A 26,351-nucleotide genomic window follows, 5' to 3' on the forward strand; every position below is an offset into this window, starting at 1 on the left:
AGCTCGCCAGCGCAATAGGGGTGGCCGTCGTCGCCACCACGCTCACCCTGCTCGTGGCGGCCCGGACGCCTGAGATGGGCGGGGCCACGGGCGACGGCGGCGTCGCCGGGATGGTGGCGCTCGACGCCGACGCTCGCGCAGCGGCCACCTCACAACTGGCCGGCGCAGTGGGATGGACGTACGCGGTCCCGCTCGTACTCATGGGGCTCAGTGCCGTCGCGGCCGTCGTCGGGCTCCGGCGGCGGGCGCCGAGCCCCGACGAGCCGGCGCGGGCCGAAGCGACCTCGTGAGCGTCGCTGACCTGCACAGAGGGCCAGGAGTCAGACGTTGAAGCGGAACGTTTCGAGCGTGATTGAGCGATCTTGGACGTGGACGGAAACCGCTGTTGACCAGCGCTTTTATGGTTGGAGCCCGATGGTCGTCGACGGGCTGGAATGAGATTCTTGTGGACTGAGTGTTGCCTGACGTCCACGCGCTCGGGCGTGTCGAACAGGGCGAATCGCGTCGGCGCGAGGGAGCTGCTCTGGGCTCTGGCGGTGGCACGCGGATAGCTGGTCTCGGCTGTGGCGTGTGTCATGCACCTTGACGCGTGGGCTTGCTTCGCTCACCGACGAACGTGAGTTCGTTTCCACGGCACCATCGACGTCGCCTCGATCAAGTCTGGCTTGGCGCCCCAGTCAACCAAGATCCGCTAGACAGGCCTCCTCCGCGCGGTGAGCGTCGGGACGGCGCGAGCCGGTCAGTACTACCCTGCGGCATCTCGCTGATCGGCGGTCCTGAACGACACGGACGCCGGTCCGGCTTCCGCGGGGATGTCTAGGACCGGCATCCTCTCGGCATCTGCGTCGGCCAGCGCGCGCTGCTGCATCTCGTGCAGATAGGAGAAGTGCTGCTCGAAGGCGGCCGTCGCGGCCTCCGCGTCGCGGTCCCGGATGCCCTCGTACATCGCCCAGTGCTGATCAGCGATGCAGTCCCGCCGGAGTTCCTTGAGAAGCAGCCGGTTGGTTCTCGGACGAACCAGGTGAACGGCGGTCATAGCCAGCTCGAGAATGCTGTTCTTGGCCGACTTGCTGACGGCGGTGTGGAACTCGACATCCGTGGCCAGCCACGCGTCCTCGCCGAGTGTGGGATCCCGTGAGGTCTCGATCGGTCGCCGCATGGCACTGAGATCCTCTTCGGTCCTATGCAGCGCCGCCAACGCCACGCATTCGCGCTCCAGTACATGACGAGCGTGCTGCACCTCGGCCAGTGAGATGTTACCGGCGCGAAACCACAGGCCGATCTGTTCGCCGATCCGTTCGGCCAGCTCGCCGGCTCGCGGTGTGGTCACGAAGGTGCCGCCGGTGGCACCGCGTGTCGAGGTCACCAAGTTGCTCGCCGCCAAGGTCCTGATCGCCTCGCGCACAGTCCCTCGGGAGACGCCGAAGTCCTGCGCGAGCTGCTGTTCGCTCGGCAGGCGGTCCCCGGACCGCAGCCGGCCGTCGATGATCGCCGCGCGGAGCTGGTCGACGACCTGGCCGGCCGCGGTCCGTACGAAGACCGGTTGGACGGCCAGGACCTCGGCCGCAGCGGGGGTCTCCCGGTGGCGCTCCACAGCAGGACATTACCACTCAACAAAAGTCCGACCTTTGACCTCAAAGGCTTGACGTATGCCAGACGCCACACCTAGCTTTCGCCACACGTGTCGTCGATCGGCTGAAGGAGGTGCGCCATGGCGTCCCCACCGGCAACGCCGGCTCCCTCAGGGAGCGCAGGTCCGGGTCCGCGCAACCAGCCGATCGTGGCGCCGAGCAGTGAATCGTGACCGCCGCGCTCCACGCCAGGATGCGGACGTGTCCGTCACCGCATCCCGATCGGGACCTGTCCGTGTTCCCCGTTGAGCAAGCGCCCTTCGCATCGATCGACGCAATTCACGCCGCCTACCTCCGCGGCGAGCTGTCGGCGGAAGTTCTCGTCGAGGTGTGCCTCGCGCGGATCGACCGGTTCGACCGACAAGGGCCAGGCATCAACGCCGTCACGGTGCAGAACCCCGAGGCGCTCCGCACCGCCCGGCGCCTGGACGAGGACTTGCGCCGCGGCCGGCCTATTGGGCGGTTGCACGGGATCCCCGTCCTGGTCAAGGACCAAATCGAGACGGCGGGGATCGAGACCACGTTCGGCTCGGCTGCCATGCGGGGCTACGTGCCGGATCGGGACGCCACCGTGGTCACCCGTCTGGCGTCCGCCGGCGCGATCGTGTTGGCCAAGAGCGCGATGCCCGACTTCGCGGCATCGTGGTTCTCGTTGTCCTCGCGCACAGGGCACACCCGATGCCCGTGGAACCTAGAGCGTGATGCCGGCGGATCAAGCAGCGGCTCGGCGGCCGGGGTCGCGGCCGGTTTCGCTCCGATCGCCATCGGCGAGGACACGGGCGGCTCGGTTCGGATCCCGGCGGCCTACAACAACCTCGTCGGCGTCCGGGTGACCACCGGGCTGGTGAGCCGGTCGGGGATGGCCCCGCTGGTGGCGAGCCAGGACACCGCGGGGCCGATCACCCGCACGGTCGCGGACGCGGCCACCGTGCTCGACGTGCTGGTGGGCTTCGACCCCGCGGATCCGGCCACGCGTGCATGTCTTCGTCCGGACGTCGCCCGTGGTGGCTACCGAGCGGCGCTCCGGCCCGCAGCCCTGCGGGGCGCCCGGCTCGGCCTCCTGGCCGAGGCTCTGGCGGGCGTCGACGATGAAACCACCTCGCCGGTGAGCCGCGTTTTCGCGGCTGCGCTCTCAAGGCTCGAGGACTGCAAGGCGATCGTCGTGCCCGTCTCAGTGGAGGACCTGGCTGACCGTCTGCAGGAAACGTCGCTATACCTGTACCGCTCGCGGTCGGACATCGACGACTTTCTGTCCCGCCGGCCGGTTCCGTTCCGGGACGTCGCCTCCATCGTCCGCGCAGGACTCTTCGACCAGAGCCTCGACCTGCTGCGCGCAATTGCCGAGTGCGACCCCGAGCCGGCCGAGCTACGCAAGCGGGAGGCGGCGCAGCAGGACCTGCGGGCGCGGCTCGTCGGAGTGATGCAGGCCCACGAGCTCGACGCCCTCTGCTTTCCCACCACGCCGGGAATCGCACCGACGTCGGAGGAGCTCCGGCGGGGGGATGTGCGGACGCAGAGCTTTCGCACGAACACCATCGTCGCCGCGCAGTCCGGGCTACCCGCGATCACCGTCCCGGCCGGGCTGACCAGCCTGGGGATCCCCGTCGGACTGGAACTGATCGGCCGGCCCTTCAGCGAACGGAGCCTGCTCAGCCTCGCGTCCGGTGTCGAGGCCGCGAGTTCGTCACCCGTCGTGCCGCCCACCACCCCTTGTTAGCCGACCTACCGGAGGCCCTGCATGTCCACGTCCGAGACGCCTGATGCCGTCATCAACGAGGAGTACCACTCCACGCCCGTGCCATTGGCGGGCCGGCTGGGCTTCGGCCAGCCGGCCTGGGTGTGGTCCGGTTTCGGGATCGCCTTCATCTGCGCGGTGATCGGCGGCACGATCCAGCAGGGACTCGGAACGGTAGAGGCGATCCTTGCGATCATCGCCGGCAACGTCATCCTGTTCGTCTACGCGTCGGCTCTCGGCTACGCCAGCGGCAAGTGGGGGTTGAACTTCCCGCTGACGGTCCGAGCAGTGTTCGGCGGCCGCGGCTCGATCATCCCCATCGTGATCCTCGCCGCCCTGGTGACCGGGTGGTTCAGCTTCCACACATGGCTGACCGCCGACATCATCAAGGTTGCCTTCACCATCGAGTCAGGCGTCGGGGTGGCGCTCATCGCGCTTGCGGTGGGGGTGATCTATGCGGTGCCCGTGATCTTCGGCATCAAGTCGATGGCGCTGGTGCGTCAGATCGCCATTCCGGCGATGGTCCTGTTCGTCGTCTACTACCTCGTCACCAAGGTCGTCCCGGCCGGCTCCGCACTGTTCGAGTCCACTGGTGACGGCTCGATGTCCTTCCTGACGGGCGTCGGGATCGCCTGGGCGACGTACGCGGTCAGCGGCACCATGACCGGCGACATCGTCCGCTACACCCGCACGGGGGGGCAGGCCGTCGGGGTCACCGCGGTCGCTTTCCTCTTCAGCAACGCCCCCTTCATGATCCTGGGCGCACTCTTCTCCGCGGCGATCGACGACCCGACAGTGCCCTACTTCCTTGACTCCGACAGCATGACGGTCCTCATCCCGCTCGCGGCCATCGCGATCCTGAGCACCTGGTCTACCGCCGACGCGTGCCTGTACAACGCCGCAATGGGCTTCTCCAACAGCCTGCCTGGCTTCAACTGGCGTCGGGCCGCGATCCTGGGCATGGTCCTCGGGATCGTCGCGGCGATGTCGGGCGTGATCGGCAACGTCACCAATCTGCTGATCGCGATCGGTCTCATCGTCCCGCCGGTCGGTGCCGTCATCATCAGCGACTACTTCCTGGTCCGGCGTCGGCATGGCTTCGGCATGGACCGCATCGCCCCCGTCAACCTCGCCGCGATCATCGCCGTCGTGCTCGGCATCGTGGTGGGCGTGTTCATGTACTTCAGTTTCCCCAACTTCATCTTCGGCATCCCGGGGATCACGGTCTCTCTCGTGACGTATGCCCTGCTGGCGAAGGGCTTCGGTGGGGCTCTGGGAGCAGAGGAGCCGACCCTCGTGAACGCCGCGGAAGCGGAAGGCATCACCAAACCGACGGCAGCGCCCAGCGTCGTCGCCTGATCGAAAGGAGATTGTGACCATGACCGACATCTGCGCCATGCCGGCGACCGATCTAGCCGAGGCAGTCAGGCGGGGCGAGATCTCGCCCGTGGACGTGGTCCAGGCGGTGAGCGACCGGATGGATGCCGTCGAACCGGTGCTGCACGCGTTCTGCACGACGACCATCGACCTCGCCCGCAGCCAGGCGGAGGACCTCGCGAGACGCATCGCAGCGGGAGAGGAGGTGGGGCCGCTGGCGGGCGTGCCAGTCGGCATCAAGGACCTCGTGGCGACCAAGGGCATCCGGACGGCGATGGGCTCGAAGGCCTACGAGGACTTCGTACCTGACGAGGACGACATCGTGGTGGAACGCCTGAAGGCGGCGGACGCCCTCATCATCGGCAAGACCAACGTGCCGGAGTTCGGGTACAGCGGCGTCGGCCACAACCCGGTGTTCGAGACGACGCGCAATCCATGGAATCCCGCGATGACACCGGGCGGCTCCAGCGCCGGCTCAGGGGCAGCTGTCGCGGCCGGCATGGGCCCCATCGCAGTGGGCAGCGACGGCGGTGGATCCGTGCGCATCCCATCTGCCCACTGCGGTCTCTTCGGCATGAAGGCGTCAATGGGACGTGTCCCCCTTTACCCAGGATGCCGTGACGAGCGGTACCCCGGCGCCTCGAGCTGGGAGTCCCTGGAGCACATCGGTCCCATGTCGCGGACCGTGGCCGACAGTGCCCTGATGCTCTCGGTCATGGCTGGGCCTGATCCTCGCGACCGGCACACGATCCCGACCTCGGACGTGGACTGGACCGGTTGCCTGTCGACGGGCGTCGAGGGGCTCCGTGTCGCCTTCAGTCCCAACCTCGGCTACGCCGCTGTGGACCCTGCCGTGCGCGAGGTCGTGCAGAACGCCGTCAGCGTCTTCGAGAAGGAGCTCGGCTGCGACGTCGAGCAAGCCGACCCGGGCTTCGACGATCCGTACGCCGCGTTCTGGGGCATCGTCGCCCTCGACACTGACCTCCGTGGGATGCGACGGCTCGCTGCGGAGAACGAGATCTCGCCGCACCTAGCCGACTTCCTCGCCCGACCCTGGACCGCCGAGGATCTGACCGACGCGGCGATGACCCGAAAGTCGGTGAACAACAAGATGTGGCGGTTCATGGCGAACTACGACCTGCTCCTCACCCCCACCCTGACTGTCCCGCCTTTTCCTGTGCACATGCAGGGGCCGGAGAAGGTCGACGGTCGGATGGTGCCGTCCTTCCAGTGGCTGTCCTTCACGCTGCCTATCAATATGACGGGTCAGCCGGCGGCCACCGTTCCGGCGGGTTGGACGGAGGACGGCCTGCCCGTGGGCCTGCAGATCGTCGGCCGACATCTCCATGACGAGACGGTCCTGCGAGCGGCCGCCGCGTTCGAGGCGGCGGCCCCCTGGCATAACCGGTGGCCCGCTCTCATCCGCCCCTAAAACCTAAGCCGTGGGCATGCCGGCGGGGGCCCGTCGGCATGCCATCACGCACCCGCCGACCCCCATGAGTCCGGGCACTAGGTTCGCCCGGGGCGTGAGCTCCGCCGACGGATGGGACCTGACCGTCCCGGAGGATGCAGCCGAGCTGCTGGCCGAGCTGCGCCGCCACGGCGTGCGGCCCGGTCAGCGCCTGCATGTGGTGCAGACCGGCGAAGCCCCGCTCGAGCGGCCGAGCGACGGCACCGACCAGCCGGAACGCCGGGGGCTGGACTTCATCGGCTCAGTCCACGGCGGTCCCGCCGACCTGTCCACCCGGACCGAGGAGTACCTCCAGCAAGGCTTCGGCCGCGAGTGATCCTCCTCGACACCAACATCCTCGTCGCCGCCGCCAGAACCGTAGACGTCAACCACGGCACTGCGGCGCGGCTGCTCGAGACCCGCGACGAGTCGTTCCTGGTTCCACCCACCGTGCTCGCCGAGGTGTGTTACGTCCTCAGCGAATGGGGCAGTCCCGCTGCCGAGGTCCGGTTTCTGCGGGCGTTCCAGCCCGGTGGCCTGCGGTTGGCCGAGCTGACCGCCGCGGACGTCGCCCGCATGGCTGACCTCGCCGAGCGCCTCGGCATCCAGCGCATCGCCACCTTCGACCAGCGGCACTTCACGGTCGTCCGACCCGCCCACGTCGAAGCGTTCACACTGCTGCCCGAGACCCCGTCCTCCTGACCCCGCCGTCGTTCGACCAGCCGAAGGGCTCGGTGGGGCAGGTCAACGCCTGACCGCCTATGCGGCACCATCCTCCAGGACGTCCGCCTGACGGGGGTCACTTCACCTACCTCGCCGCAAACGACCTACCCTCACCCGCCAGCGGCCCCGTTGTCATCGAGACGTGAGGGGTGTCGCCGCCGAACAGCTCCGCCCGGCCGCGGCCGTTGTTCTTGGCCCGGTACATGGCCGCGTCGGCGTGGGCGATGAGTTGCCCCGGGTCGGCTTCGGGGTGTGCGGCGAGCGCGACCCCGACGCTGACGGTGACCGTCAGCTCGAGGTGTCGCACCGCAAGCGGTGTCCGGAAGGCGTCGATGATGCGCTCGGCGATGGCCGAGGCGTGCGCGGCGTCGACGACGTGCTCGCACAGGACGGCAATCTCGTCTCCCCCCAAGCGCGCCACGGTGTCCTCCGGGCGAAGCGCGTCGGTGAGCCGCCCGCCGAACGCGCAGAGGACCTGGTCGCCGACCTCGTGACCGAGGCGGTCGTTGATCTGCTTAAACCGGTCGACGTCGAGGTACATGACCGCCACCGGGCCGGGATGCCGTTCCAGCCGGGTGAGGGCGTGCTGGAGGCGTTCGAAGAACAGCGTCCGGTTGGCCAGCCCGGTGAGCGGGTCGTGGAGCACTTCCCGGCGTAGTCGCTCCGCCTCCTTGGCGTGCGTGACGTCGCGGAACACCGAGAGACCGCCGACCACCTCGCCGTCCTCGTCGAGAATGGGTGAGTAGGCGGCGGTGAACCAGCCCTGCACCCCGGTTTCGGGAACGTCGAAGTGGCGCTCCGGGGTGCTGACGTGCTTGCCGTCGAGCGCGTCCCGAAAGAACCGGTCATCTCCGGTGCCGACGATGGAGGGAAACCGCTCGAAGGCCACCTGGCCGAGGACCTCGGAGGCCGGAACGCCGGTCACCTTCTCCATCGCCGGATTCCACAAGGTGTACCGGAACTCTGCGTCGAAGGCGTGAATGCAGTCCGACGTGCTCCGGACGAGAAGCTGGGAGAAGTGCCGCTCGCGGTTAAGTGCCTGCTGCGCCTCCCGCTCTGCCTCGGCAAGGCGGATGCGTTCCACGGCGAGGTCGAGCAGGCTCGCCATGGACCGCACCCAGTTGAGTTCCTCCTGCCCGAAGAACGGCGTGTAGGGGCTGACCCATAGGGACAACCGCCCGGAGCGGAGGGGAAAGTCGATACGGTGCGGCGACGTGGTCTCGCCGGGAGCGTCGCCGCTCCCCCCGGAGTGGAACATCTCGGGCATCCGCAGGTCGCCGTAGGTGGCGAGCACGCCCTGCTCGTCGTCGATCAAGGCAGCGCCGCGGCCGCCCACCACCCGCACCAGATGAGGCAGGAGACCGCCGGCAATATCCTCGCGCCTGGTAGCCGCCACCAGGCTCTCCACAGCCTTGTTGAGGTCCGCTTCGTCGGGTTGACGCCAGGACGCCAACAGCAGACGCGGGGGATTCAGCCCCGCCCAGAACGAGACAGTGCTGGCCAGGGCCAGGCTCTGCACGACCAGCCCCGGCCACTGGCTGGAGACGTCCCGGCTGGAGCCGGCGGTCAGGAGCGCGAAACTGAGTCCGACCGACGCGTACGCGAGCAGGCGCATGCGCCGGCGCACCACGTTCGGCTGCCCCTGACCCGAGGACCAGAGTCGCACCGCGACCAGCAGGGACAGCCCCGTCCACACGAGGAGGACCGCGCCGATGTACCACGGCGACCACGCCGGTACCGGCTCGCCCGCCTCCGAGATGGGCGGCAGGATCAGCGTGGCGGCGACGAGGGCGACCGTGGCCGCCGCGGCCAGCCTCTCCACCAGTCTGGACACCCCGGTGAAGGCGACCGCGAACCGGTGCAGGCAATACGGGAAGGCAACCAGGGCGGCGACGCTGACCTTTTGTGCCCACTGGACCGCGTCCCCGCCCGTATCGGGGAGCAGAACCCCGGCGGTGGTGGCGCCTGCGAGCAGCGCAAAGCTCACCGCCGCCCACTTCGCCGGGGCATCGCGCCGCCGACGCCACAGCACCAACGACGTCGCCGCCAGACCCACGAACAGGATCGTCGTCAGGATCCGCAACAGGCCGGTCAACGGCTCCATGTCACTCCCCGTCGGGGTGTCCGGGACCGCTGCCTGTGGATTCGTGTCGGCAGAGTCGTCCCGCCGGCCATACCCCTCGCCGCGGTCGCTGCCGCCTGAGGAGCGGACGGTGTCTTCGGTGGCGATGTGCGGACCGTCGCTTGACGAAGGTCTTCGTCCCAATCTGACGTCGCGCCACAGAGCTCAGCATGGTGAGAGCACCACAACCCCGATCGGTCGAGATTGTGGTCTGCGTCACGCGACGTCATGTGAACTCCGGGTGCAGACTGTTCCCGCTCGGTAACTGGTCGGGTGCAGAATGTAACCTCCACCCGCTCCCCCGGGTACCCCCAGCGGATGAGATCCCGATGTGCCGACACGGAACCCCCTGGCCCCACGTGACCAGCGACACGGGTGAGTTGGCGGCTGCCGTCAGCGCCCATCCCGAGCAGGGCTTGAACCTGCTCTGCAACGGCGTGATCCTCTTCGATGACGACAGGGAACTCCTCCCCGACGGCAGGGCCGTCCGGCACCACCACACCTGGCTCAGGCCGGAGCTAGCCAGTCGCTGAGCACCGCCTGCGCCCGCCGCGGGCCGACCCGTCTCAGCTCTGTCCAGGCACGACATCCGGCGTGTCCGGCCCGGCTCGAGGAGAGCGCAAAGCAGGCCCCCTGGCAAGTGACTGCGGGGCACCTGGACATGGGCCGAGGCCTGGGATCCGCGGGGGGACCACTCGTTGTGGCCTGACCCGCCACTCTCATCCTCCCTTGAGTGCGAACAACCGTCCTGTCCACGTGCAGGGGCAGATCGCCGAACCTTGCCGCTAGTTAGACGCAGCAGCGGCTTTCGAACTGCGTCATGCGCCGATGCCGTTGAAGACCTCGATGTGGCCGAGACCGTGGTGGCATTCAGGCTCTCCCGCAATGTCGGCAGGTTCGTCCGCTTCACGCCCATGAGTCACTCTGGTGGTGCTCGTCGACGTGAGGATCCTCGAGCCGAGATGACTGTCGTGCCGTCGACAGCTCAGGCCTATTGCGAATCGCCACTGTCCCTGAAGAACACACCAGGAGTGCCAGTGAACCTCTATCCCCCTGGCCCTGCGGTACCCGGGGAGTAGACGCCTCGCTAGGCTGCAAGGGCGATGTGCGGGAGCTCGGAACAACCGGGCTGAGAGGGCGGCTGATGTGCCGCCGACCGCTGGAACCTGACCGGGTAATGCCGGCGTAGGGAGCGAGCATGAGCCCGTCGGGCGCCGTCGGTGCCACCACGTCGTCGGGGGATGCCCCGATCACACTGTCGCAGCCGCCGCCGCGGATGCTGGGCCTCGGGGAGACGGTGGGGTTGTGGGGCAGCCTGGGGATCAGCCTGCTGCTGCCGGTGGCGGCCACGTACGTGGTTCTCGCCGACCGCCCGCTGTCGGTGACGATCGGCGCGATCGTCACCGGTGCGGTGATCGGCTCGGTGCTGCTGGGCCTGGGCGCGGCGGCCGGCGCCCGGGAGGGCGTGCCGGCGATGGTGCTGATGCGGGGGCTGCTGGGCCGGCGGACCTCCTGGCTGCCGACCGCCCTCAATGTGGTGCAGTGCGTGGGCTGGGCGGCGTTCGAGGTGTGGATCATCGCCGAGGCCGCCTCGCGGGCGCTGGGTGCGCCGCGCTGGCCGTTCGTGCTGGTCGCGGGCGCACTCGCGACGCTGATGGCGCTGCGCCCGCTGGGGGCGGTGCGGGTGCTGGCGCGCTACGCGGTGTGGGCGGCGCTGGCCGCGATCGTCTACCTGTTCGCCGAGGTGCTTTCCCGGCCGCTGCCGCCGGTCACCGAGGGCGGAGCCGGATCGTTCTGGACCGCGGCCGACATCGTGATCGCTCTGCCGGTCTCGTGGTTTCCGCTGGCGGCGGACTACACCCGGCACGTCCGGCGCGGGCGGGCGGCGTTCGCCGGTGTCGCTGTCGGCTACGGGATGGCCACCGTGGCCCTGTTCACCCTGGGTGTGCTGGCCCTGGTCGCCTACGGCCGGGGCGGTCTGGACGTCGTAGACGCGCTGCTGGCCGTGCCGCTGGGACTGCTGGCCGTGCTGGTGCTGCTGGTGGTCGAGGTCGACGAGGCCTTCGCCAACGTCTACTCCACTGCGGTCTCGGCGCAGAACATCGTGGGTCGCCTCGATCGCCGGGTGCTGGCCGCAGGCGTCGGGCTGGTGGCCACCGGGCTCGCACTCGCGGTGGACCTGGTCGCCTACGAGCCGTTCCTATTCCTGATCGGCGCAGTGTTCGTCCCGCTCGTCGGGGTGTTCGTCGTCGCCTACTGGCTGCTGCCGCGCGGCGGCTGGGACGTATCGGACACCGCCCCGGCGCGCCCGGGGCCGCTGCTGGCGTGGGCGGCCGGCTTCGTCGCCTACCAACTCACCCTGCCGACCTTCTTCACCGGGCCGGGCGCCGGCTGGACGGCGTGGTGGGCCGCCCGCCAGGCCGACCTGGGCATCGATCCGGCCAACGGCTGGTCGGCGTCGCTGGTCAGCCTCGCGGTGGCCGCCGTCCTCACCGCGCTGCTCTGCCTGCTCGGCGGGCTGTTCGCCCGCCGCCGGCGGCCCCGGTCCACGCTCGCCCGATCGGAGGCCGTCCGATGACCGGCCGCCGGGTGCTCGCCGCCGGCCGGACCAACGCACCGATTCCGGTCGACCCGGACCGGGGCGCCGAGGTTCGCCGGCGGATCAGCGGACTACACGTGCTGACCGACGCCCGCGAGGGCAGAGACGCCCTGGCTGTCGTTTCCGCGGCGGTGGCGGCCGGCGCGCGGATCGTGCAGGTCCGGGTGAAGTTCTGCCCGGACCGGGCGCTGTACGACTTCGCCGCCCGGGTCGTGGAGGTCTGCCGCCGACGGGGAGCGACATGCCTGGTCAACGACCGGGTCGACATCGCTTTGGCCGTCGGCGCAGCCGGCACCCACCTGGGGGCCGGGGACCTGCCGGTGGCCGCGGCGCGATCGGTCGCCGGGCCGGCCCATCTGCTGGGTGGCACGGCGCGCACCGCCGCGGCCGCCACCGAGCTGGTGGCGGCCGGCGCGGACTACCTCGGGGTGGGCCCGGCCTTCTCCACCGCAACCAAGCCGGGGCTGCCGGACCCGCTGGGTGTCGACGGCGTCGCGGCGGTCGCGGAAGCGGTCGCCGTTCCGGTGATCGCCATCGGCGGCATCACCGCCGACCGGATCCCCGCGCTGCTGACAGCCGGGGCCGCCGGGGTGGCCGTGGTCTCCGCGGTGTCCGACGCGCCGGATCCAGGATTGGCCACCCGGGCGCTGCTGGCCGCGCTCGGGGGCGCGCCGCAGAGCCGACCACCACGCCCGGAACCAGGCCCGGCCGAGCGCGGCCGGCGGTCGGGGCCCCGATGAGCGAAATTGTGGTCGCCGGCGGTGGCCTGATCGGGCTGGCCGTGGCCTGGCGGTGCGCGCAGCGCGGGCTGCCAGTGACCGTGATCGACGAGGCGCCGGGCAGCGGCGCCTCCTACGCAGCGGCCGGGATGCTGGCGCCGGTGAGCGAGGTCACCTACGGCGAGGAGGCGCTGCTGGCGCTGTGCCAGGCCTCGCTGCAACGGTTTCCCGCATTCGTAACTGACGTGCAGGCGGCCAGCGGAATCGACGTCGGGCTGCGCACGGCCGGCACCGTGGTCGTCGGTTTCGACACCGATGACATGCGGGCACTGCAGGACCTGCACGCCTACCAGGACGAGCTCGGGCTGGCCGTCGAGCGGCTCACCCCTCGCCAGGTGCGCCGCCGCGAGCCCTCGCTGACCCCCCGGCTGCGCGGGGGCCTGGCCGTGGCCGGTGACCACTCGGTGGACGGGCGGTCGCTGCACGCGGCACTGCTGGCCGCGGCGCAGGCGGCCGGCGTGCGGATCCGGCGCGCCCGGATCGCCGCACTGGGCGTCACCGGCGGCCGGGTCACCGGCCTGCAGCTGGCCGACGGAGCCGAGGTGCGCGGCGACACCGTCGTGGCGGCGCTGGGCGCGCGCACCGGCGCGCTGCCCGGCATGCCTGCGGTGGGCGTGCGCCCGGTCAAGGGACAGATCCTGCGGTTGCGCGGCGCCGCCGGCCTGCTCGCGGGGACTGTCCGGGCGCTGGTCCGCGGCCGGCAGGTGTACCTGGTGCCCTACGCCGAGGACCGGCTCGTCGTCGGCGCCACGGTCGAGGACCGGGGCTTCGACGCCACCGTCACCGTCGGCGCCGTGCATGACCTGCTGCGCGACGCGATCGAGGTCGTACCGGCGGTCAGCGAACTGGAGCTGGTGGAGGTGCTGGCCCGGTGGCGGCCGGGCACGTCGGACAACGCCCCGCTGCTCGGACCGACCGAACTCCCCGGGCTGGTGCTGGCCACCGGCCACTACCGCAACGGCGTGCTGCTCACCCCGGTCACCGCCGAGGTGATCACCGACCTGCTGATCTCCGGCCGACTTCCCCAGCTCGCCGTGCCCTTCACCCCACACCGAGCCAGCCTGCGGCCCCCTGACCGCACCCCGGCCGCGCAGGCCTCCGGAGGTGACCACAGTTGCAGCTGACCGTCAACGGCACGCCCACCGAACTGGCCGAGGGCACCACCGTGGCCCAGCTGCTGGCCCGACACGCCCAGCAGCGCCGCGTCGCCGTCGCGGTGAACCGCACCGTGGTGCCGCGCAGCGCGTGGGCCCACACCGTGCTCGCCGCCGGCGACGACGTCGAGATCCTCACCGCAGTGGCAGGAGGGTGACCAGCAGATGACCGAACTCACGGCACCGACCACCCCGGACCTGCGGTCGGCGACAGCGGGTCCGGAGAACACCGACCCGCTGTTGGTGGCCGGCGCGACGTTCACCTCCCGGCTGCTGCTAGGCACGGGGGGTGCGCCCAGCCTGGAGGTGCTCGAGCGCGCGGTTCGCGCCTCCGGCACCGAGCTGGTCACGGTGGCCCTGCGCCGGATGGAGGCCGTGCCCGGCGGCGCACTGCTGCAGGTGCTCGACCGGTGCGGCGTGCGGCTGCTGCCCAACACCGCCGGCTGCCAGACCGCGCGCGAGGCGGTGCTCACCGCGCAGCTGGCCCGTGAAGCGTTCGAGACCCCGTGGGTGAAGCTCGAGGTGATCGGGGACGAGACCACCCTGCTGCCCGACCCGGTCGAGCTCCTGGACGCCGCCGAGCAGCTGGTCGCCGACGGGTTCACGGTGCTGGCCTACACCAACGACGACCCCATCCTGGGCCGCCGTCTGGGCGACGCGGGCTGCGCCGCGGTCATGCCGCTGGGCTCGCCGATCGGCAGCGGCCTGGGCATCCGCAACCCGCACAACATCGCCCTGCTGCGCGAGGCGGTCGAGGTGCCGGTCGTGCTCGACGCCGGCATCGGCACCGCCTCCGACGCGACACTGGCGATGGAGCTGGGCTGCGACGCGGTCCTGCTGACCTCCGCCGTCACCCGGGCCCGCGATCCCGAACAGATGGCCCTGGCCATGCGCCACGCCGTCGAAGCCGGCCGGCTGGCCCGCCGGGCCGGCCGCATCCCGCGCCGCTGGCACGCCCAGGCCTCCACCCCGATGGACGGGCTGCCCGAGCTGTGAGGCTGCCCCCACTGCTGGTGCTCACCGACCGGACTCAGTGCTCCGGGTCGCTGGTCGACACGATCGCCGCCGCCGTCGACAGCGGCGCCCGAGCCATTGTGCTCCGCGAGAAGGACCTGCCCGACGACGACCGCGACCGCCTGGCCGAGCAGCTGCGCCCGCTGCTCGCCCCGGTCGACGGCGTGCTGATCCGCGCCGGCGCCACGGGCAGCGCCGGCGCCGAGGCCGTCCACCTCGCCGCGGCCGACTCCTTGCCGCGTCCGCGGCCGGCGCTGGTCGGGCGCTCCTGCCATTGCCGCCACGAACTGCGACGAGCACACCGGGAGGGCTGCGACTACGTGATGATCTCCCCGGTCTTCCCCACCGACTCCAAGCCCGGATACGGACCGGCGCTGGGACCGGCCGGGCTCGCCTCGCTGATCACCGGGGCGCCACCGGCCTACGCACTCGGCGGCATCCGGCCGGCCGACGTTCCCGACTGCCTGGCCGCCGGGGCGCACGGCATCGCCGTCATGGGGCCGATCATGCGCAGCCCGACGACCGTCTCGGCCTACCTCGCCGCCCTGCAGGACGCGGCCGCATGACCCCACCGGTGGCGCTCACCATCGCCGGCTCGGACTCCAGCGGCGGCGCCGGCATCCAGGCCGACCTGAAGACCTTCGCCGCACTCGGCGTCTACGGCACCTCGGCCATCACCGCACTCACCGCCCAGAACACCCGCGGCGTCCGCGGTATCCACCCCGTACCGGCGGAGTTCGTCCTCGCCCAGGTGGACGCGGTGCTCGACGACCTCCCCGTGGCGGCGGTGAAGACCGGGATGCTGGCCACGGCCGAGAACGTGCAGTCCGTCGCCGACCTCGCCGCGGCCGGCCGACTCCCCCGGCTCGTGGTCGACCCCGTCATGGTGGCCTCCAGTGGGGACCGGCTGCTCGAACCGCAGGCCGAGCAGCTGTACCGGACAGCCCTGTTTCCGCACGCGGCCGTGGTCACCCCCAACCTGCGCGAGGCGGAGGTGCTGCTCGACGTCCCCATCCGCACGTTGGCCGAGCAACAGGAGGCGGCCCGTGCCCTTGGCGCCCTGGGCCCGTCCGCCGTCGTGGTCAAGGGCGGCCACCCGGTCACCGACGAGGCCGAGGAGGCGGTCGACGTCGTCTGGGACGGCGAAGCGGTCTACGAGCTCCGCGGGGCGAGGATCGACACGCCGAACAACCACGGCACCGGTTGCACCTTTGCCTCAGCTACCGCCGCGGCGCTGGCGACCGGCACGACGGTCCGTGATGCCCTCACGACCGCCAAGGACTTCGTCACGCGTGCCATCGTCGGCGGCGCCGCCTGGCGGCTCGGGCATGGACACGGACCGCTCGACCACTTCATGTCGACGTCGCGCCGATCCCGCTGAGCACCGCGCCGGCTTCGAGAAGCGACACGAGCAGAGCGCTCGACCGGGAGTTCGGCAGTTCGGAGACGGCGCCAGGCACGCGTCCTGAACGGCTGACCTCAGCCCGAGGTCGGCGACGCCGGTGGCAGCCCGAACAACGGCCGGTCGTCCGATCGAGTGCCGATGGGGTGGCGGGTCACCGGCCGCCGGTGGGGTGCGGCAGGCCCCCGGTCGCAGCAACCGGGCCTGCCGGCGCCGCGTTCCCGGAGTGGGCCGCTTCCATGCTCTCGCGGGCGGCGGCGACGACCGCCTCGTCGATCAGGCCGAACTCCTCGTACAGGACGGTGTAGGCGGCGCTGGCCCCGTAGTGGGTGAGACCGACGATGCGGCCGGCGTCGCCGACGAACTCCCGCCAGCCCATCGGCACGCCGGCCTCCACGCTCACCCGTGCCCGGACCGACGGCGGCAGCACCTCGTCCTTGTAGGCCTGGTCCTGGTCGGCGAACCACTCCACGCACGGCACCGAGACCACCCGGGTCGGGACGCCCTCGGACTCCAGCCGCTCGCGGGCGGCCACCGCGATCTGCACCTCCGAGCCGGTGCCCAGCAGGATCACCTCCGGGCTGCCATTCGAGGCGTCGGCCAGGACGTACGCGCCGCGGGCCACGCCCTCGGCCGAGGCGAACTGCGACCGGTCGAACACCGGCAGGTTCTGCCGCGACAGCAGCAGACCGGCCGGGCGGTCGTTGTGCTCCAGGATCGTCCGCCACGCGACGGCGACCTCGTTGGCGTCGGCCGGGCGGACGACGTCCAGGCCCGGGATGGCGCGCAGCGCCGCGAAGTGCTCGATCGGCTGGTGGGTCGGCCCGTCCTCGCCGAGCCCGATGGAGTCGTGCGTCCAGACGTAGGTGACCGGCAGCTGCATGAGCGCGGCCAGCCGGACGGCGCCGCGCATGTAGTCGGAGAACGTCAGGAACGTGCCGCCGTAGACGCGGGTGCCGCCGTGCAGCGCGATGCCGTTCATGATCGCGCCCATCGCGTGCTCGCGGACCCCGAAGTGCAGCGTGCGGCCGTACGGGCCGCCGGACCACATCTTCGTCTGCCGGTCCGCCGGCAGGAACGACGGTTCGCCCTTGACGGCGGTGTTGTTGCTCTCCGCCAGGTCGGCCGATCCGCCCCAGAGCTCCGGCAGCGCCGGGTAGAGGGCGGCGAGCACCTCGCCGGAGGCCTTGCGGGTGGCGACGCCCTTCGGGTCGGCGTCCCAGCTCGGCAGCTTCTCCGCCCAGCCCTCGGGCAGCGACCGGGTGGTCATGCGCTCGAGCAGGGCGGCGGCCTCGGGGTTGGCCTGCTTCCAGGCGTCGAACCGCGCCTGCCAGGCGGCGTGCGACTCCTGGCCCCGGCCGACGACCTTGCGGGCGTGCTCGATGACCTCGGGCGCGACGTCGAAGTTCTTGTCGGGGTCGAAGCCGAGGAGCTGCTTGGTCGCCTTGACCTCGTCCTCGCCGAGCGCCGAGCCGTGCGCGGCGCCGGTGTTCTGCTTATTCGGTGCCGGCCAGGCGATGATCGTCTTCAGCACGATGATCGACGGCCGCCCGGTCTCCGCCTTCGCGGCGGCCAGCGCGGCGTCGACCGCGGCCAGGTCCTCGCCGTCGTCCACGTGCTGCGCGTGCCAGCCGTAGGCCTCGTAGCGCGCGGCGACGTCCTCGGTGAAGGCGACGGTCGTTTCGTCCTCGATCGAGATCCTGTTGTCGTCGTAGACCATCACCAGGTTGCCCAGCTGCTGGGTGCCGGCCAGCGACGACGCCTCGCCGGACACGCCCTCCTCCAGGTCGCCGTCGGAGGCGAAGACCCAGATGGTGTGGTCGAACAGGCTCTCGCCCTCGGGCGCGTCGGGGTCGAACAGGCCGCGCTCACGGCGGGCGGCCATCGCCATCCCCACGGCGTTACCCACGCCCTGCCCCAGCGGGCCGGTGGTCGTCTCCACGCCGGGGGTGTGCCCGTGCTCGGGATGTCCGGGAGTGCGTGAGCCCCAGGTCCGGTACGCCTGCAGGTCCGCCAGTTCCAGGCCGTAGCCGGACAGGTACAGCTGGATGTAGAGGGTCAGGCTCGAGTGCCCCATCGAGAGCACGAACCGGTCGCGGGCGACCCAGTGCGGGTCGGCGGGGTCGTGCCGCAGCCACTTCTGGTACAGCAGGTAGGCGGTCGGAGCCATGCTCATCGCGGTGCCGGGGTGGCCGTTGCCGACCTTCTGCACCGCATCCATGGCCAGCACGCGGACGGTGTCAATGGCCCGCCGGTCGAGCTCGCCGAAGTCCTCCGGCAAGGTCGGGTGCGGTTGGCGCGGGCGACCGGTGGGGGCGTTGCTGGCGGCCTCGGCCGGTGCCTCGGGATGCGTGCTCTTGGTCGCGCTGCGGCGATCGGACTCATCGGCGGGCATGGACTGGTGCTCCCTCGCATCGGCCAGCGGAACCTTCTGGGTGGCCAGCCGCGAGCCAGCCGCCCGAGCCGGTGAAGACTATGCGGCGAAGCCCGACTCCTGCATCCTGCGCGTGAGGGGCCGCGCTGGCTCATGCACCATGGGCGACGACGCACAGCAGCGTCAGCGGTGGCGGCGCACGGCTCCTCCGCGCCGGAGCGTGGCACGGTTGCGCAGCTCGGCGATCGCCTGTGCGGGGTCGGCGGCGCCGTAGATTGCCGAGCCTGCGACGAGGACCCAGTGACGAGAACTCAGTGAGGCAGAGGAGCCGGAAAAGCGACGAGTGCAACCTCGTCGCCGCAGGCAAGTGCCGCCATGTGCGGCGACCGGGCGGTTGACGTCGGTGCCGTTGAGGCTGCCGACGTCATGGACGGCGAAGCGATTGCCGTCACGGTGAAGTTCGCCTGCCGCCGGCTAACGGGCTTCACCGCCGGTGGGCAACGGCTCGCCGGGTTCCTTCCCTCGCGCCTCGGGAGCAGGGCCGTGGCCTCCTCCCCGATCCAATCGGGTGCCAACGCCGCTCCGCAGTTAGTACAACGGCTGCCCGGGGGTTGTGGTCTCCACATCGACAACCACATGGTTCTCTCTCATCCTCGGACGGGTACCGCAGCGGACCGCACGGGAACGGGTTCCTGTGACGGGCCGCATTCGTCTCGGGCGGTGCGGCGGCATTGGCGTGATGGCGTCGGGAACGCGTCCTCGGCCCTGCCTCCGGGTCCAGGCCTCGCGCTGAGCCCCCAGGGGCGCCGGAGACGGTTCAGCGCGGGCTCGGTCGACAAGGACGTGTTGGTGTCGGCCAGTGTCCCGCGAGGCGGATCTGGGCACTGGTTGCGTCGAACGATGCTGTCTCGTAAGGAAGCGCCATGACGACGCTGTGGGATACCACCGGCACTGCGATCGTGAATGAGCTCGCCGCGCAACGGCGCACCGGCGGTGCGGTGATCTCGGGTGTCGCGCTCACCCTGGTTGTTGTCGCTGACGAGCCCAGGGTTGCCGAGGCCGAGGAGGCTGCCGCGGTAGCGGCCGCTCAGCATCCTTGCCGGATCCTGGTCGTGGTGCGCCGGCAGATCGATGCCCCGGCTCCGCGTCTGGACGCCGAGGTGCTCGTCGGGGGCCGGTTGGGTCCCGGGGAGGCCGTGGTGATGCGGATGTATGGCCGGCTCGGTCTGCATGCCGAGTCGGTCGTGGTCCCGCTGTTGGCCGCGGACGTGCCGGTGGTGACGTGGTGGCACACCCCGCCGCCGCAGAAGTTGGCCACGGACGCGCTCGCGGTCATCGCCGATCGACGGATCACCGACTGCGCGAGGGCCGAGGATCCTCTGGCCGCGTTGCGTGCGCGCGCCGATGACTACGCCCCAGGGGACACCGATCTCACATGGACCCGCAGCACACCGTGGCGCGCGATCCTCACCTCAACGCTCGATGCAGCGTCTGCTCGCCGAAGGGAGCCGCTGCGGCTGCTGGGAGGTCGGATCGAGGGGGATCCGAACAACGCCACTGCGGCGCTCGTGTCGGGCTGGCTGTCGTGGCGCTGCGGCTGCGCCATCGAGGTGGTCGGTGACCGGCGGGCAACCGGATCGAGCGGCCTGGACGCGGTCACGCTGCACCTCGACGACAACGAGGCGCTCCGTATTCGTACCGACCATCGCGGCAGTGCGGTCATCACCCAATCGTTTCGGGCGGGCTCGACTGTGACCCTGCCTGAGCGCAGGCTCGGCGACCTGCTCGGGGAAGAGCTGCGGCGGCTGGACGCCGATGAGCCCTACAGCCAGGCACTGGAGGTCGCCACAGGCCGAACCGGTCTGGCCAGCCGCTCCCCGGTGCGCCAGCACATCTGGGTGGAGCCAACGCAGCGCACGGACAAGCACAAGGACACGGCCGGCGAGCCTGATCTTCCGGATCGGAACGGCGGCGGATCGACCACCCGACGTCCTCCGAGGGCCGGTGCTGGCAGCGCCGGAAACGCCGACGAGACCGCCGCCCGGCGCGATCAGGACCCCCGTGAAGAGGAGCCCGTGCACCGATGAGCCCCCCTGCTGCCGACCGGGTCCGGGCCGGGGCGTGCGGGGCCGGCCGGCCGGGGCCGGAGGTGCTCACGCTGCCCGACCCCGAGCGGCTGGCCCGGACGGTCGCGTCGGCATCGACCGCCCGACTGGCCACGGCGCAGTCGGTGTACGGCACCGGATCATTGGTGCTCACGGGCGGCGGCATCGGAACGGCCGTCCTGACGCAGCTCCCCACCCTGCCCCCTGCACCCAGACACGAGCCGGTCGATTGGTCGGCGGTGGAGGTGTGGTGGAGCGATGAGCGGTTCGTTCCCACCGGCGACCCTCGTCGCAACGAGCTGGGCGCCCGTCAGGCGCTGCTGGACCCGGTCGGTGTCCCGGACGAGCGGGTACATCCCATGCCTGCCTCGGACGCCGGGTTCCCTGGCCCCGAGGACGCCGCTGCCTGGTACGCCGGGCAGCTGGCCGCGGCAGCTCCGGCTGGGCAGGTCCTCCCCCGCTTCGACGTGTTGCTGCTGAGCATGGGCCCCGAAGGACATGTGGCCTCGATCTTCCCTGGGTCTGCCGCAGCCCGGGACAACCGCGGCCGTGGTCGCCGTGCGGAACTGTCCGAAGCCACCGCCGACCCGCTTGAGCATGACGTTCCCGACTGTCAACTCCGCCGCGGAGGTGTGGCTGCTGGCCGCCGGACGGGCCAAGGCGGCTGCCGTCGCCGCCGCCCTGGCCGATGCCGATCCGTAGTCGGTTCCCGCGGCCGGTGTGCGCGGGATCAACGCCACCCGCTGGTGGCTCGATGCGGCCGCTGGAAAGCGTGAAAAGGCTTCTTGCCGGCACGGTGTTGCGTCTCGCGCCGTCTCCAAAGGCGTTTCGACGCGGCAGCAGAGAGGAGCTAGAAGACATCGGAACTACCCGAACGGTCAGCCGTTCCACCCCGCATCGGAGCATTCGCTGACGTCCGCCGTCCGGGAACAAGGCAATCGGTTCAGGCGTCCGTAGAGGCGAGGTATCCGTAGAGGCGAGGGAGCGGCACTGTCGTGAGCGCGACCGAGCCGGGGGATTCATGGTGAGAGCAGGGACAGATGGCCACAGCACTCCGCGGGTCCACGCCATACTCGGAGTTCGCACCGCAGATGACTTGGTGTCGAGGGACGAAGTCCGGCGACCAGTCTTCTTGCCTGCCACCGCCTCGCCGTCGTTCTTACTTCTCGACCGCGCGCGTCGGCTGGAATGGTGTGAAGACGGCCATGCTGTTGGCCGGGCTTGGCGGGCTGCTCGTCAATACGTGCCGATGCCGGTTGACCCGGCACAGGCCTCGAAGTACGTCGTCAATCCGCTTCACGGCGGCGGGCGGTCGTTCTCGGTGCTGTTCATGACACACCCGCCGACCGCTGAGCGAATCGCGCGGCTGGTCGGCGGCCGGGGCCCGGGTGAGTCGACCAGGACGGCCGATCGTCGACCGGGGCTAGCCATCACGGCGGCGTTGTTCACTGTGACGCTGGCTCCGCCCGCGCTGGACCTTTTCTCTCCATAGAGCCGGAAAGGGGTTGAGGGCCATGAGCAGGGCCGTCAAGCAGGTCGCCATCGCGTTGTGTCTGTTGGTCTTGATGGTGCTCACTGGATGCAGCGCCGGTCAGGTGACGCAGACAGCGACACAGGATCGGGACAAGACCGGCGGCTTCGGTTCCGTCGGCGACGTGACCATCCGCGCCGTACGGCTGGCTTATCCCCCCGAGGGCGTCTACCGACCTGGCGACCAGGCGGAACTGATGATGGCGATTGTTAATAGTGGCTGGGCAGACGATGAGCTGCTGAGCATCACCGGTGACTTCTTCACCGGCGTGACGGTCAACGGGGAGCCCTCCACGCCTGCCGCGTCTACCGTCATCGCCTCCGACGCACCCGCCGCCCAACTGCACGCGGACCGTGCGTCCTCGACGGCCGGCGAGTCTTCGGGTTCGGCCGGTGCGATGAATCTCCCGATTCCTGCCGACGAGGCGGTCTTCGTCGGCATGGGGGGTCCCTCGGTGGTGCTGACCGGGCTCACCGCGCCCATTGATGCCGCACAGTCCGTTCAGCTGACCCTGACCTTCGCCCGGGCCGGCCAGACAACGGTTACCGCCATCGTGGCCCCGGCGCCGGAGCCGCTCCCCCGCGAGCCGATCATCGCCTTCCAGCCGCACTGACATGCACCGCCCCAGTGGCGTCTGCCCTGGTCTGGGAGCGGGCACAGTCTTCAGGAGGGAGGACACGATAGGAGGGAGGACACGACGTGCGCCGCACTGCAGCGCCGCGACCGGCCGGCCACGCTGGCCACCCATCCCCCGGCGGCACCTCGGCCGGCGACTCGGCGACGTCACGCGGCGCGGGACTGGGGGCCAGGCTCGGTGGCTCTGTGACCGTCGTCGTTCCGCTCCTGGCCGTCGCCGTGCTCGCCCTGGCCTGGGGACGGCAGGTTCCGCCGCTGGCCGAGGTGGCGATCGCCGGCCTGCTGGCTGGCTCGGTGCTGGCGGCGGTGCATCACGCCGAGACGGTCGCCCATCGGGTCGGGGAGCCGTTCGGGTCGCTCATCCTTGCCGTGGCCGTGACCGTCATCGAGGTCGGACTGATCGTCAGCGTGATGCTCTCCGGCGGGCCGGGAACCGAGTCCCTGGCCCGGGACACCGTCTTCGCCGCCGTGATGATCACCTGCAACGGGATCGTGGGGCTCGCCCTGCTGATCGGTGCGCTGCGTCGCCGGGTGGCCATGTTCAACGCCGAAGGCACCGGTGCGGCGTTGGCCACGGTGATGACGCTGGCCGCGTTGTGCCTGGTGCTCCCCACGTTCACCACGAGTGCGCCCGGCCCGACGTTCTCACCGGCACAGCTGGTGTTCGCCGCGATCGTCTCCCTCGCCTTGTACGGGCTGTTCGTCTTCGTGCAGAACATCCGCCACCGTGACTACTTTCTGCCGCCCCACGGCGGTGAGCTCGAGGAGGCCATCGGCGGCGACCAGCCCCGCCACGATGGCGAGCATGCCGCGCCGCCGTCGACCCGTTCGGCGCTGGCCAGCCTGGCCTTGCTCGTGGCTGCGCTGGTCGGCGTGGTGGGGTTGGCGAAGGTGGAGTCGAAGACCATCGAGGAGGCCGTGACCGGCGTGGGTCTTCCGGCGTCCTTCGTCGGCGTGATCATCGCCGTGCTGGTGCTGTTGCCCGAGACCCTCGCCGCGGTCCGCAACGCGCTCCGCGACCGCGTGCAGATCAGCCTCAACCTCGCGCTGGGCTCGGCGATGGCCAGCATCGGGCTGACGATTCCGACGATCGCGGTCGTCTCCATCTGGCTGCCCGGGCCGCTGCTGCTTGGCCTCGGGTCTGTGCAGATCGCGTTGCTGGTGCTGACCGCGGCGGTCGGGATCCTCACCGTCATGCCCGGACGGTCGACGCTGTTGCAAGCCGCGGTGCACCTGGTGCTGTGCGCGGCTTTCGTCTTCCTCGCCGCCAATCCGTGAGTCAACCGCCGACGGATCCGATCTCCACCGTGAGTTCTCGGCTGCCCTCGGGCCCGGCAACGGTGAGGGGCACCTCGTGGCCGGGGCTGGTGTCCCGCAGGAAGTCGAGAAGGTCCTCGACCGTGGACACGGTCCGCTGATCGAACTCGACGATCACGTCACCGGCCCGGACGCCGGAGGTGTCGGCCGGCCCGCCGGGCTGCACCCCCAGCACGAGCGCCCCTTGCCGATCCGGCACGCCGAGCTGTTCTGCGATCTGTGGGGTGATCCGCGCGAGTGAGACGCCGAGGAAGGGGTGGATGGCCCGCCCATCGGCGAGCAGTTGCTCGGCGACATCCACGGCAGTCGCCGCGGGGATCGCGAACCCGAGGGACACGGCGCCGACCGTCGGCGGGATGTACGCCTCGTTGATCCCGATGACCCGTCCGGCCGCGTCGAGGAGGGCCCCGCCGGAGTTGCCCGGTGAGATCGCCGCGTCGACCTGGATGAGATCGACCAGCGCCCGGCTCGCCGATGCCGAGGCAGGGATCTCGCGATCCAGCGCGGACACGATGCCTGCGGTGACCGTCCCTTCCAGGCCGAGCGGGGCGCCGATCGCGAGGACGGGCTCACCCGGCCGCGGAAGTTCGGTGCGGTACTCCGGGACCGGCAACCCGCTCCGAGACGTACGGATGACGGCCAGGTCCGTGACGCGATCGGTGGCCAGCACAGTTCCGGCGGAGGAAGTGCCATCGGCGTAGTCGATGCTCACCTCCTGGTCATCCATGACGACGTGTTGGTTTGTCAACACGACGTCATCCTGGAAGACCACACCGCTACCGACACCGTCGACGGTGCGAACCGTCACGACGCTCGGCGCGACCGCCTCCACCACGTCGGCGAAGTCGGCTGCCGCTGCCGGTGGAGGACTTTCCTGGTTCGGGGGCGTGAAGGTGTCTCCCGTGCAGCCAGCAACTCCCAGTGCCGCTGCCATCACCACGGCACACCTTCGCATTCTCATGTTGGCCATGGCAGGCGGCGCGCTACGTGAACTCGGCGGTGGGTTTCGATCATCTTCACGCCACATCCGACTTCTCGACCGTGACGGTCGGTGTTGTCAGCCGACCGCGAGGGGTGTCCGATGATCCCCGTTTCTGCAGCTCCTCGTAACGGGCTGTTGAGCTCCTGCCCAGTCCGACGATCACGGTAGTGAGCAAGAGGAAGCCGATCAAGGTGACCGTCGGCCACAGCACCATCGGCATCACTTCCCCGCCATTGACTCTTGACTTGTCCGCGCAGAGCTTCCGTTGGTGCGCAAGTGCACCTGCGCGCCAGCGCCCCAGGCTTTGTGACCGTGAAACCGATCAACGCCAGATCGCGTGCGTCAGTTACTGGCGCGGCACCAGCCGTACGTGGGCGTGCCGCCCTGGGACCCGGGACCATCCCGCTCTGGATCTCGGCCGGACAAGGGCGAGGGCTGAGCCGCCGTGTGCGGCGACGGGGCGGCTGAGGGCCGCGGTTGGGTCCCTGGGAACTGGTACACCTTGGCGAGGGGATAAGCCCTGTCGGCGTCGACTTCCTCAGCGGCGCAATCGCCGTCCATCAGGTGGTTGTCCAGTCGGAGGGCGGCAAGCGCTCTCCGCAAGCCGCGGGTGGCTCCCACAATTCTCATCGTGGCGCCGTGCCTGAGTGCCGTGCGGTAGCAAGCGCTGATAGCCCTGAGCCCGATGGAGTCACAGAACTGCAGTTGTTCGGCGTCCATGATCCATCGCGGAAGCGGGACGGCGCTCAGGGTGCGCGCTGCATCGAGCAGATGATGAGCCGTTTGCCGATTCAGTTCGCCAGCGAGGGTGATGCGGCCGGCGACCAGGTCGATGCCCACAGTGAGTTGACCGGCGGGGCGTTGCCTCACAAGGACAGGGCGGGAAGGAGGGCGGTCAAGCACGAGCAGGCTCCGGGCAGGGGGGTCCAGCGATGCCCGCGCAGACAGCAACCGTCTGAGCAGGCACCGAACGGGCGAACAGCCCGGGCTCTGGCGTTTGAACCCTGACTGCAAGATACGGGAGCGGCGCCCGCAGGACAACATTGCCCAGCGGCAGCGGTTATCGAGCCGGCCAAGGCCGTCCCTGAAGGAAGGGTTCCGGCTTCCCGCCCACCGGGCCTTGGGCCGGATCTCCATACGGACCCCCACCAAGTTCCGCGATGTCGCCGCGCGCTTGGTGCCGACCGATGACTTGCCCGGGCTCTCCGAGCGGCCATAAGGCCTCGCTCACGAGGCCCTGGTTCCGTGCAGCCCATTCGCTGCCGCCGTCCGCGACCGGTCTTGCCCACAGGCATCGCGCGGCTGCCACGTGGTGTGGGGCCGGTGTGGCCTGGTGGACTTGGCTGCGGATCCTGTCGCATGGCCGGTGTGGTCCGTGTCCGCGCGTACCGCCCAGAGGCACCACAGGGTTATCGGTTCC

22 protein-coding genes, 1 pseudogene and 1 riboswitch are annotated in these 26,351 nt (G+C 70.5%); of the genes and pseudogenes, 18 read left to right on the forward strand and 5 right to left on the reverse strand.

The annotated features are described in order from the left end of the window. The first annotated feature begins 20 nt into the window (after nucleotides 1-20). Nucleotides 21-290 carry a hypothetical protein gene (locus RTG05_RS19805; protein ID WP_166526542.1) on the forward strand — a complete coding sequence of 90 codons (270 nt, stop codon included), beginning with the start codon at nucleotides 21-23 and terminating at the stop codon, nucleotides 288-290. A 455-nt stretch (nucleotides 291-745) separates the two neighbouring features. Here RTG05_RS19805 and RTG05_RS19810 read toward each other — a convergent pair whose 3' ends face one another. Then, complete coding sequence (locus tag RTG05_RS19810) at nucleotides 746-1,594, reverse strand: FadR/GntR family transcriptional regulator (protein ID WP_166526543.1); 849 nt, start codon at nucleotides 1,592-1,594, stop codon at nucleotides 746-748. A 206-nt stretch (nucleotides 1,595-1,800) separates the two neighbouring features. Here RTG05_RS19810 and RTG05_RS19815 point away from each other — a divergent pair, with 206 nt between their 5' ends. The 5 genes from RTG05_RS19815 (at nucleotide 1,801) to RTG05_RS19835 (ending at nucleotide 6,895) form a co-directional block, all read left to right on the forward strand. Further along, entirely contained in the window at nucleotides 1,801-3,348 is a 1,548-nt protein-coding gene (locus RTG05_RS19815) for an amidase (RefSeq protein WP_166526544.1), read from the forward strand. Between the two features lie 21 nt (nucleotides 3,349-3,369). Beyond that, a complete protein-coding gene (locus tag RTG05_RS19820; RefSeq protein WP_166526545.1) occupies nucleotides 3,370-4,725 on the forward strand; it encodes a cytosine permease in 1,356 nt (451 codons plus the stop codon). A 19-nt stretch (nucleotides 4,726-4,744) separates the two neighbouring features. Continuing rightward, nucleotides 4,745-6,175, forward strand: coding sequence for an amidase (locus tag RTG05_RS19825; protein ID WP_208104675.1), 1,431 nt, complete (start codon nucleotides 4,745-4,747; stop codon nucleotides 6,173-6,175). 94 nt (nucleotides 6,176-6,269) lie between these two features. Continuing rightward, nucleotides 6,270-6,530: a hypothetical protein gene (locus tag RTG05_RS19830; protein ID WP_166526546.1), complete on the forward strand. Its 261-nt coding sequence runs from the start codon at nucleotides 6,270-6,272 to the stop codon at nucleotides 6,528-6,530. Then, the gene (locus RTG05_RS19835) at nucleotides 6,527-6,895 is read left to right on the forward strand and encodes a type II toxin-antitoxin system VapC family toxin (protein WP_166526547.1); all 369 of its coding nucleotides are present in this window, start codon (nucleotides 6,527-6,529) and stop codon (nucleotides 6,893-6,895) included. Before RTG05_RS19830 ends, RTG05_RS19835 begins: the two co-directional genes overlap by 4 nt. 106 nt (nucleotides 6,896-7,001) lie before the next feature. On the opposite strand, the gene RTG05_RS19840 is transcribed toward RTG05_RS19835, so the two are convergent. Then, nucleotides 7,002-9,020 carry a sensor domain-containing diguanylate cyclase gene (locus RTG05_RS19840; protein ID WP_166526548.1) on the reverse strand — a complete coding sequence of 673 codons (2,019 nt, stop codon included), beginning with the start codon at nucleotides 9,018-9,020 and terminating at the stop codon, nucleotides 7,002-7,004. Nucleotides 9,021-9,367: 347 nt separating this feature from the next. Here RTG05_RS19840 and RTG05_RS19845 point away from each other — a divergent pair, with 347 nt between their 5' ends. The 8 genes from RTG05_RS19845 (at nucleotide 9,368) to thiD (ending at nucleotide 15,965) form a co-directional block, all read left to right on the forward strand. Continuing rightward, nucleotides 9,368-9,571, forward strand: a complete 204-nt coding sequence (locus tag RTG05_RS19845; RefSeq protein WP_166526549.1) for a DUF5999 family protein — start codon at nucleotides 9,368-9,370, stop codon at nucleotides 9,569-9,571. A 564-nt stretch (nucleotides 9,572-10,135) separates the two neighbouring features. Next, nucleotides 10,136-10,248: riboswitch (TPP riboswitch) on the forward strand. Next, the gene (locus RTG05_RS19850; protein ID WP_166526550.1) at nucleotides 10,237-11,616 is read left to right on the forward strand and encodes a purine-cytosine permease family protein; all 1,380 of its coding nucleotides are present in this window, start codon (nucleotides 10,237-10,239) and stop codon (nucleotides 11,614-11,616) included. It overlaps the preceding riboswitch by 12 nt. Continuing rightward, nucleotides 11,613-12,377 (forward strand): thiamine phosphate synthase, encoded by a 765-nt coding sequence (gene thiE / locus RTG05_RS19855; RefSeq protein WP_166526551.1) that lies wholly within the window; start codon nucleotides 11,613-11,615, stop codon nucleotides 12,375-12,377. Before RTG05_RS19850 ends, thiE begins: the two co-directional genes overlap by 4 nt. Next, a complete protein-coding gene (thiO, locus tag RTG05_RS19860) occupies nucleotides 12,374-13,540 on the forward strand; it encodes a glycine oxidase ThiO (protein WP_166526552.1) in 1,167 nt (388 codons plus the stop codon). The genes thiE and thiO overlap by 4 nt, the downstream gene beginning before the upstream one ends. Further along, nucleotides 13,531-13,728 (forward strand): sulfur carrier protein ThiS, encoded by a 198-nt coding sequence (gene thiS, locus RTG05_RS19865; protein WP_166526553.1) that lies wholly within the window; start codon nucleotides 13,531-13,533, stop codon nucleotides 13,726-13,728. Before thiO ends, thiS begins: the two co-directional genes overlap by 10 nt. 7 nt (nucleotides 13,729-13,735) lie before the next feature. Then, nucleotides 13,736-14,566 carry a thiazole synthase gene (locus tag RTG05_RS19870; protein ID WP_166526554.1) on the forward strand — a complete coding sequence of 277 codons (831 nt, stop codon included), beginning with the start codon at nucleotides 13,736-13,738 and terminating at the stop codon, nucleotides 14,564-14,566. Then, entirely contained in the window at nucleotides 14,563-15,150 is a 588-nt protein-coding gene (locus RTG05_RS19875; protein ID WP_166526555.1) for a thiamine phosphate synthase, read from the forward strand. The genes RTG05_RS19870 and RTG05_RS19875 overlap by 4 nt, the downstream gene beginning before the upstream one ends. Then, on the forward strand, nucleotides 15,147-15,965 hold the full coding sequence (thiD, locus tag RTG05_RS19880; RefSeq protein WP_166526556.1) for a bifunctional hydroxymethylpyrimidine kinase/phosphomethylpyrimidine kinase: 819 nt from the start codon (nucleotides 15,147-15,149) through the stop codon (nucleotides 15,963-15,965). The genes RTG05_RS19875 and thiD overlap by 4 nt, the downstream gene beginning before the upstream one ends. A gap of 175 nt (nucleotides 15,966-16,140) precedes the next feature. Here thiD and tkt read toward each other — a convergent pair whose 3' ends face one another. Continuing rightward, nucleotides 16,141-18,381: a transketolase gene (gene tkt / locus RTG05_RS19885; RefSeq protein ID WP_166526557.1), complete on the reverse strand. Its 2,241-nt coding sequence runs from the start codon at nucleotides 18,379-18,381 to the stop codon at nucleotides 16,141-16,143. 902 nt (nucleotides 18,382-19,283) lie between these two features. Between tkt and RTG05_RS19890 the strand changes: the two genes are divergently transcribed. The 4 genes and pseudogenes from RTG05_RS19890 (at nucleotide 19,284) to RTG05_RS19905 (ending at nucleotide 23,910) form a co-directional block, all read left to right on the forward strand. Next, nucleotides 19,284-20,447 carry a glucose-6-phosphate dehydrogenase assembly protein OpcA gene (locus RTG05_RS19890; protein WP_166526558.1) on the forward strand — a complete coding sequence of 388 codons (1,164 nt, stop codon included), beginning with the start codon at nucleotides 19,284-19,286 and terminating at the stop codon, nucleotides 20,445-20,447. Continuing rightward, nucleotides 20,444-21,167, forward strand: a pseudogene (gene pgl / locus RTG05_RS19895) (6-phosphogluconolactonase). The gene RTG05_RS19890 and the pseudogene pgl overlap by 4 nt, the downstream one beginning before the upstream one ends. 812 nt (nucleotides 21,168-21,979) lie before the next feature. After that, complete coding sequence (locus tag RTG05_RS19900; RefSeq protein WP_166526559.1) at nucleotides 21,980-22,609, forward strand: copper chaperone PCu(A)C domain-containing protein; 630 nt, start codon at nucleotides 21,980-21,982, stop codon at nucleotides 22,607-22,609. Between the two features lie 209 nt (nucleotides 22,610-22,818). Beyond that, a complete protein-coding gene (locus RTG05_RS19905) occupies nucleotides 22,819-23,910 on the forward strand; it encodes a calcium:cation antiporter (protein WP_208104676.1) in 1,092 nt (363 codons plus the stop codon). Between the two features lies 1 nt (nucleotide 23,911). On the opposite strand, the gene RTG05_RS19910 is transcribed toward RTG05_RS19905, so the two are convergent. Further along, nucleotides 23,912-24,883, reverse strand: a complete 972-nt coding sequence (locus tag RTG05_RS19910; RefSeq protein WP_315912591.1) for a S1C family serine protease — start codon at nucleotides 24,881-24,883, stop codon at nucleotides 23,912-23,914. 390 nt (nucleotides 24,884-25,273) lie between these two features. Continuing rightward, entirely contained in the window at nucleotides 25,274-26,068 is a 795-nt protein-coding gene (locus tag RTG05_RS22430) for an STAS domain-containing protein (protein ID WP_396349616.1), read from the reverse strand. Between the last annotated feature and the right edge of the window lie 283 nt (nucleotides 26,069-26,351).

The sequence above is a fragment of the Geodermatophilus sp. DSM 44513 genome, from assembly GCF_032460525.1.
Lineage (GTDB): Bacteria > Actinomycetota > Actinomycetes > Mycobacteriales > Geodermatophilaceae > Geodermatophilus.

Excerpts from the sequence above, each read along its gene's own strand:
- RTG05_RS19820 (WP_166526545.1), top strand. The coding sequence starts at position 3,370 with ATGTCCACGTCCGAGACGCCTGATGCCGTCATCAACGAGGAGTACCAC.
- RTG05_RS19825 (WP_208104675.1), top strand. The coding sequence starts at position 4,745 with ATGACCGACATCTGCGCCATGCCGGCGACCGATCTAGCCGAGGCAGTC.
- RTG05_RS19840 (WP_166526548.1), bottom strand. The coding sequence starts at position 9,020 with ATGGAGCCGTTGACCGGCCTGTTGCGGATCCTGACGACGATCCTGTTC.
- RTG05_RS19845 (WP_166526549.1), top strand. The coding sequence starts at position 9,368 with ATGTGCCGACACGGAACCCCCTGGCCCCACGTGACCAGCGACACGGGT.
- RTG05_RS19850 (WP_166526550.1), top strand. The coding sequence starts at position 10,237 with ATGAGCCCGTCGGGCGCCGTCGGTGCCACCACGTCGTCGGGGGATGCC.
- thiE (WP_166526551.1), top strand. The coding sequence starts at position 11,613 with ATGACCGGCCGCCGGGTGCTCGCCGCCGGCCGGACCAACGCACCGATT.
- thiO (WP_166526552.1), top strand. The coding sequence starts at position 12,374 with ATGAGCGAAATTGTGGTCGCCGGCGGTGGCCTGATCGGGCTGGCCGTG.
- RTG05_RS19870 (WP_166526554.1), top strand. The coding sequence starts at position 13,736 with ATGACCGAACTCACGGCACCGACCACCCCGGACCTGCGGTCGGCGACA.
- thiD (WP_166526556.1), top strand. The coding sequence starts at position 15,147 with ATGACCCCACCGGTGGCGCTCACCATCGCCGGCTCGGACTCCAGCGGC.
- tkt (WP_166526557.1), bottom strand. The coding sequence starts at position 18,381 with ATGCCCGCCGATGAGTCCGATCGCCGCAGCGCGACCAAGAGCACGCAT.
- RTG05_RS19890 (WP_166526558.1), top strand. The coding sequence starts at position 19,284 with ATGACGACGCTGTGGGATACCACCGGCACTGCGATCGTGAATGAGCTC.
- RTG05_RS19900 (WP_166526559.1), top strand. The coding sequence starts at position 21,980 with ATGAGCAGGGCCGTCAAGCAGGTCGCCATCGCGTTGTGTCTGTTGGTC.
- RTG05_RS19910 (WP_315912591.1), bottom strand. The coding sequence starts at position 24,883 with ATGGCAGCGGCACTGGGAGTTGCTGGCTGCACGGGAGACACCTTCACG.
- RTG05_RS22430 (WP_396349616.1), bottom strand. The coding sequence starts at position 26,068 with ATGGAGATCCGGCCCAAGGCCCGGTGGGCGGGAAGCCGGAACCCTTCC.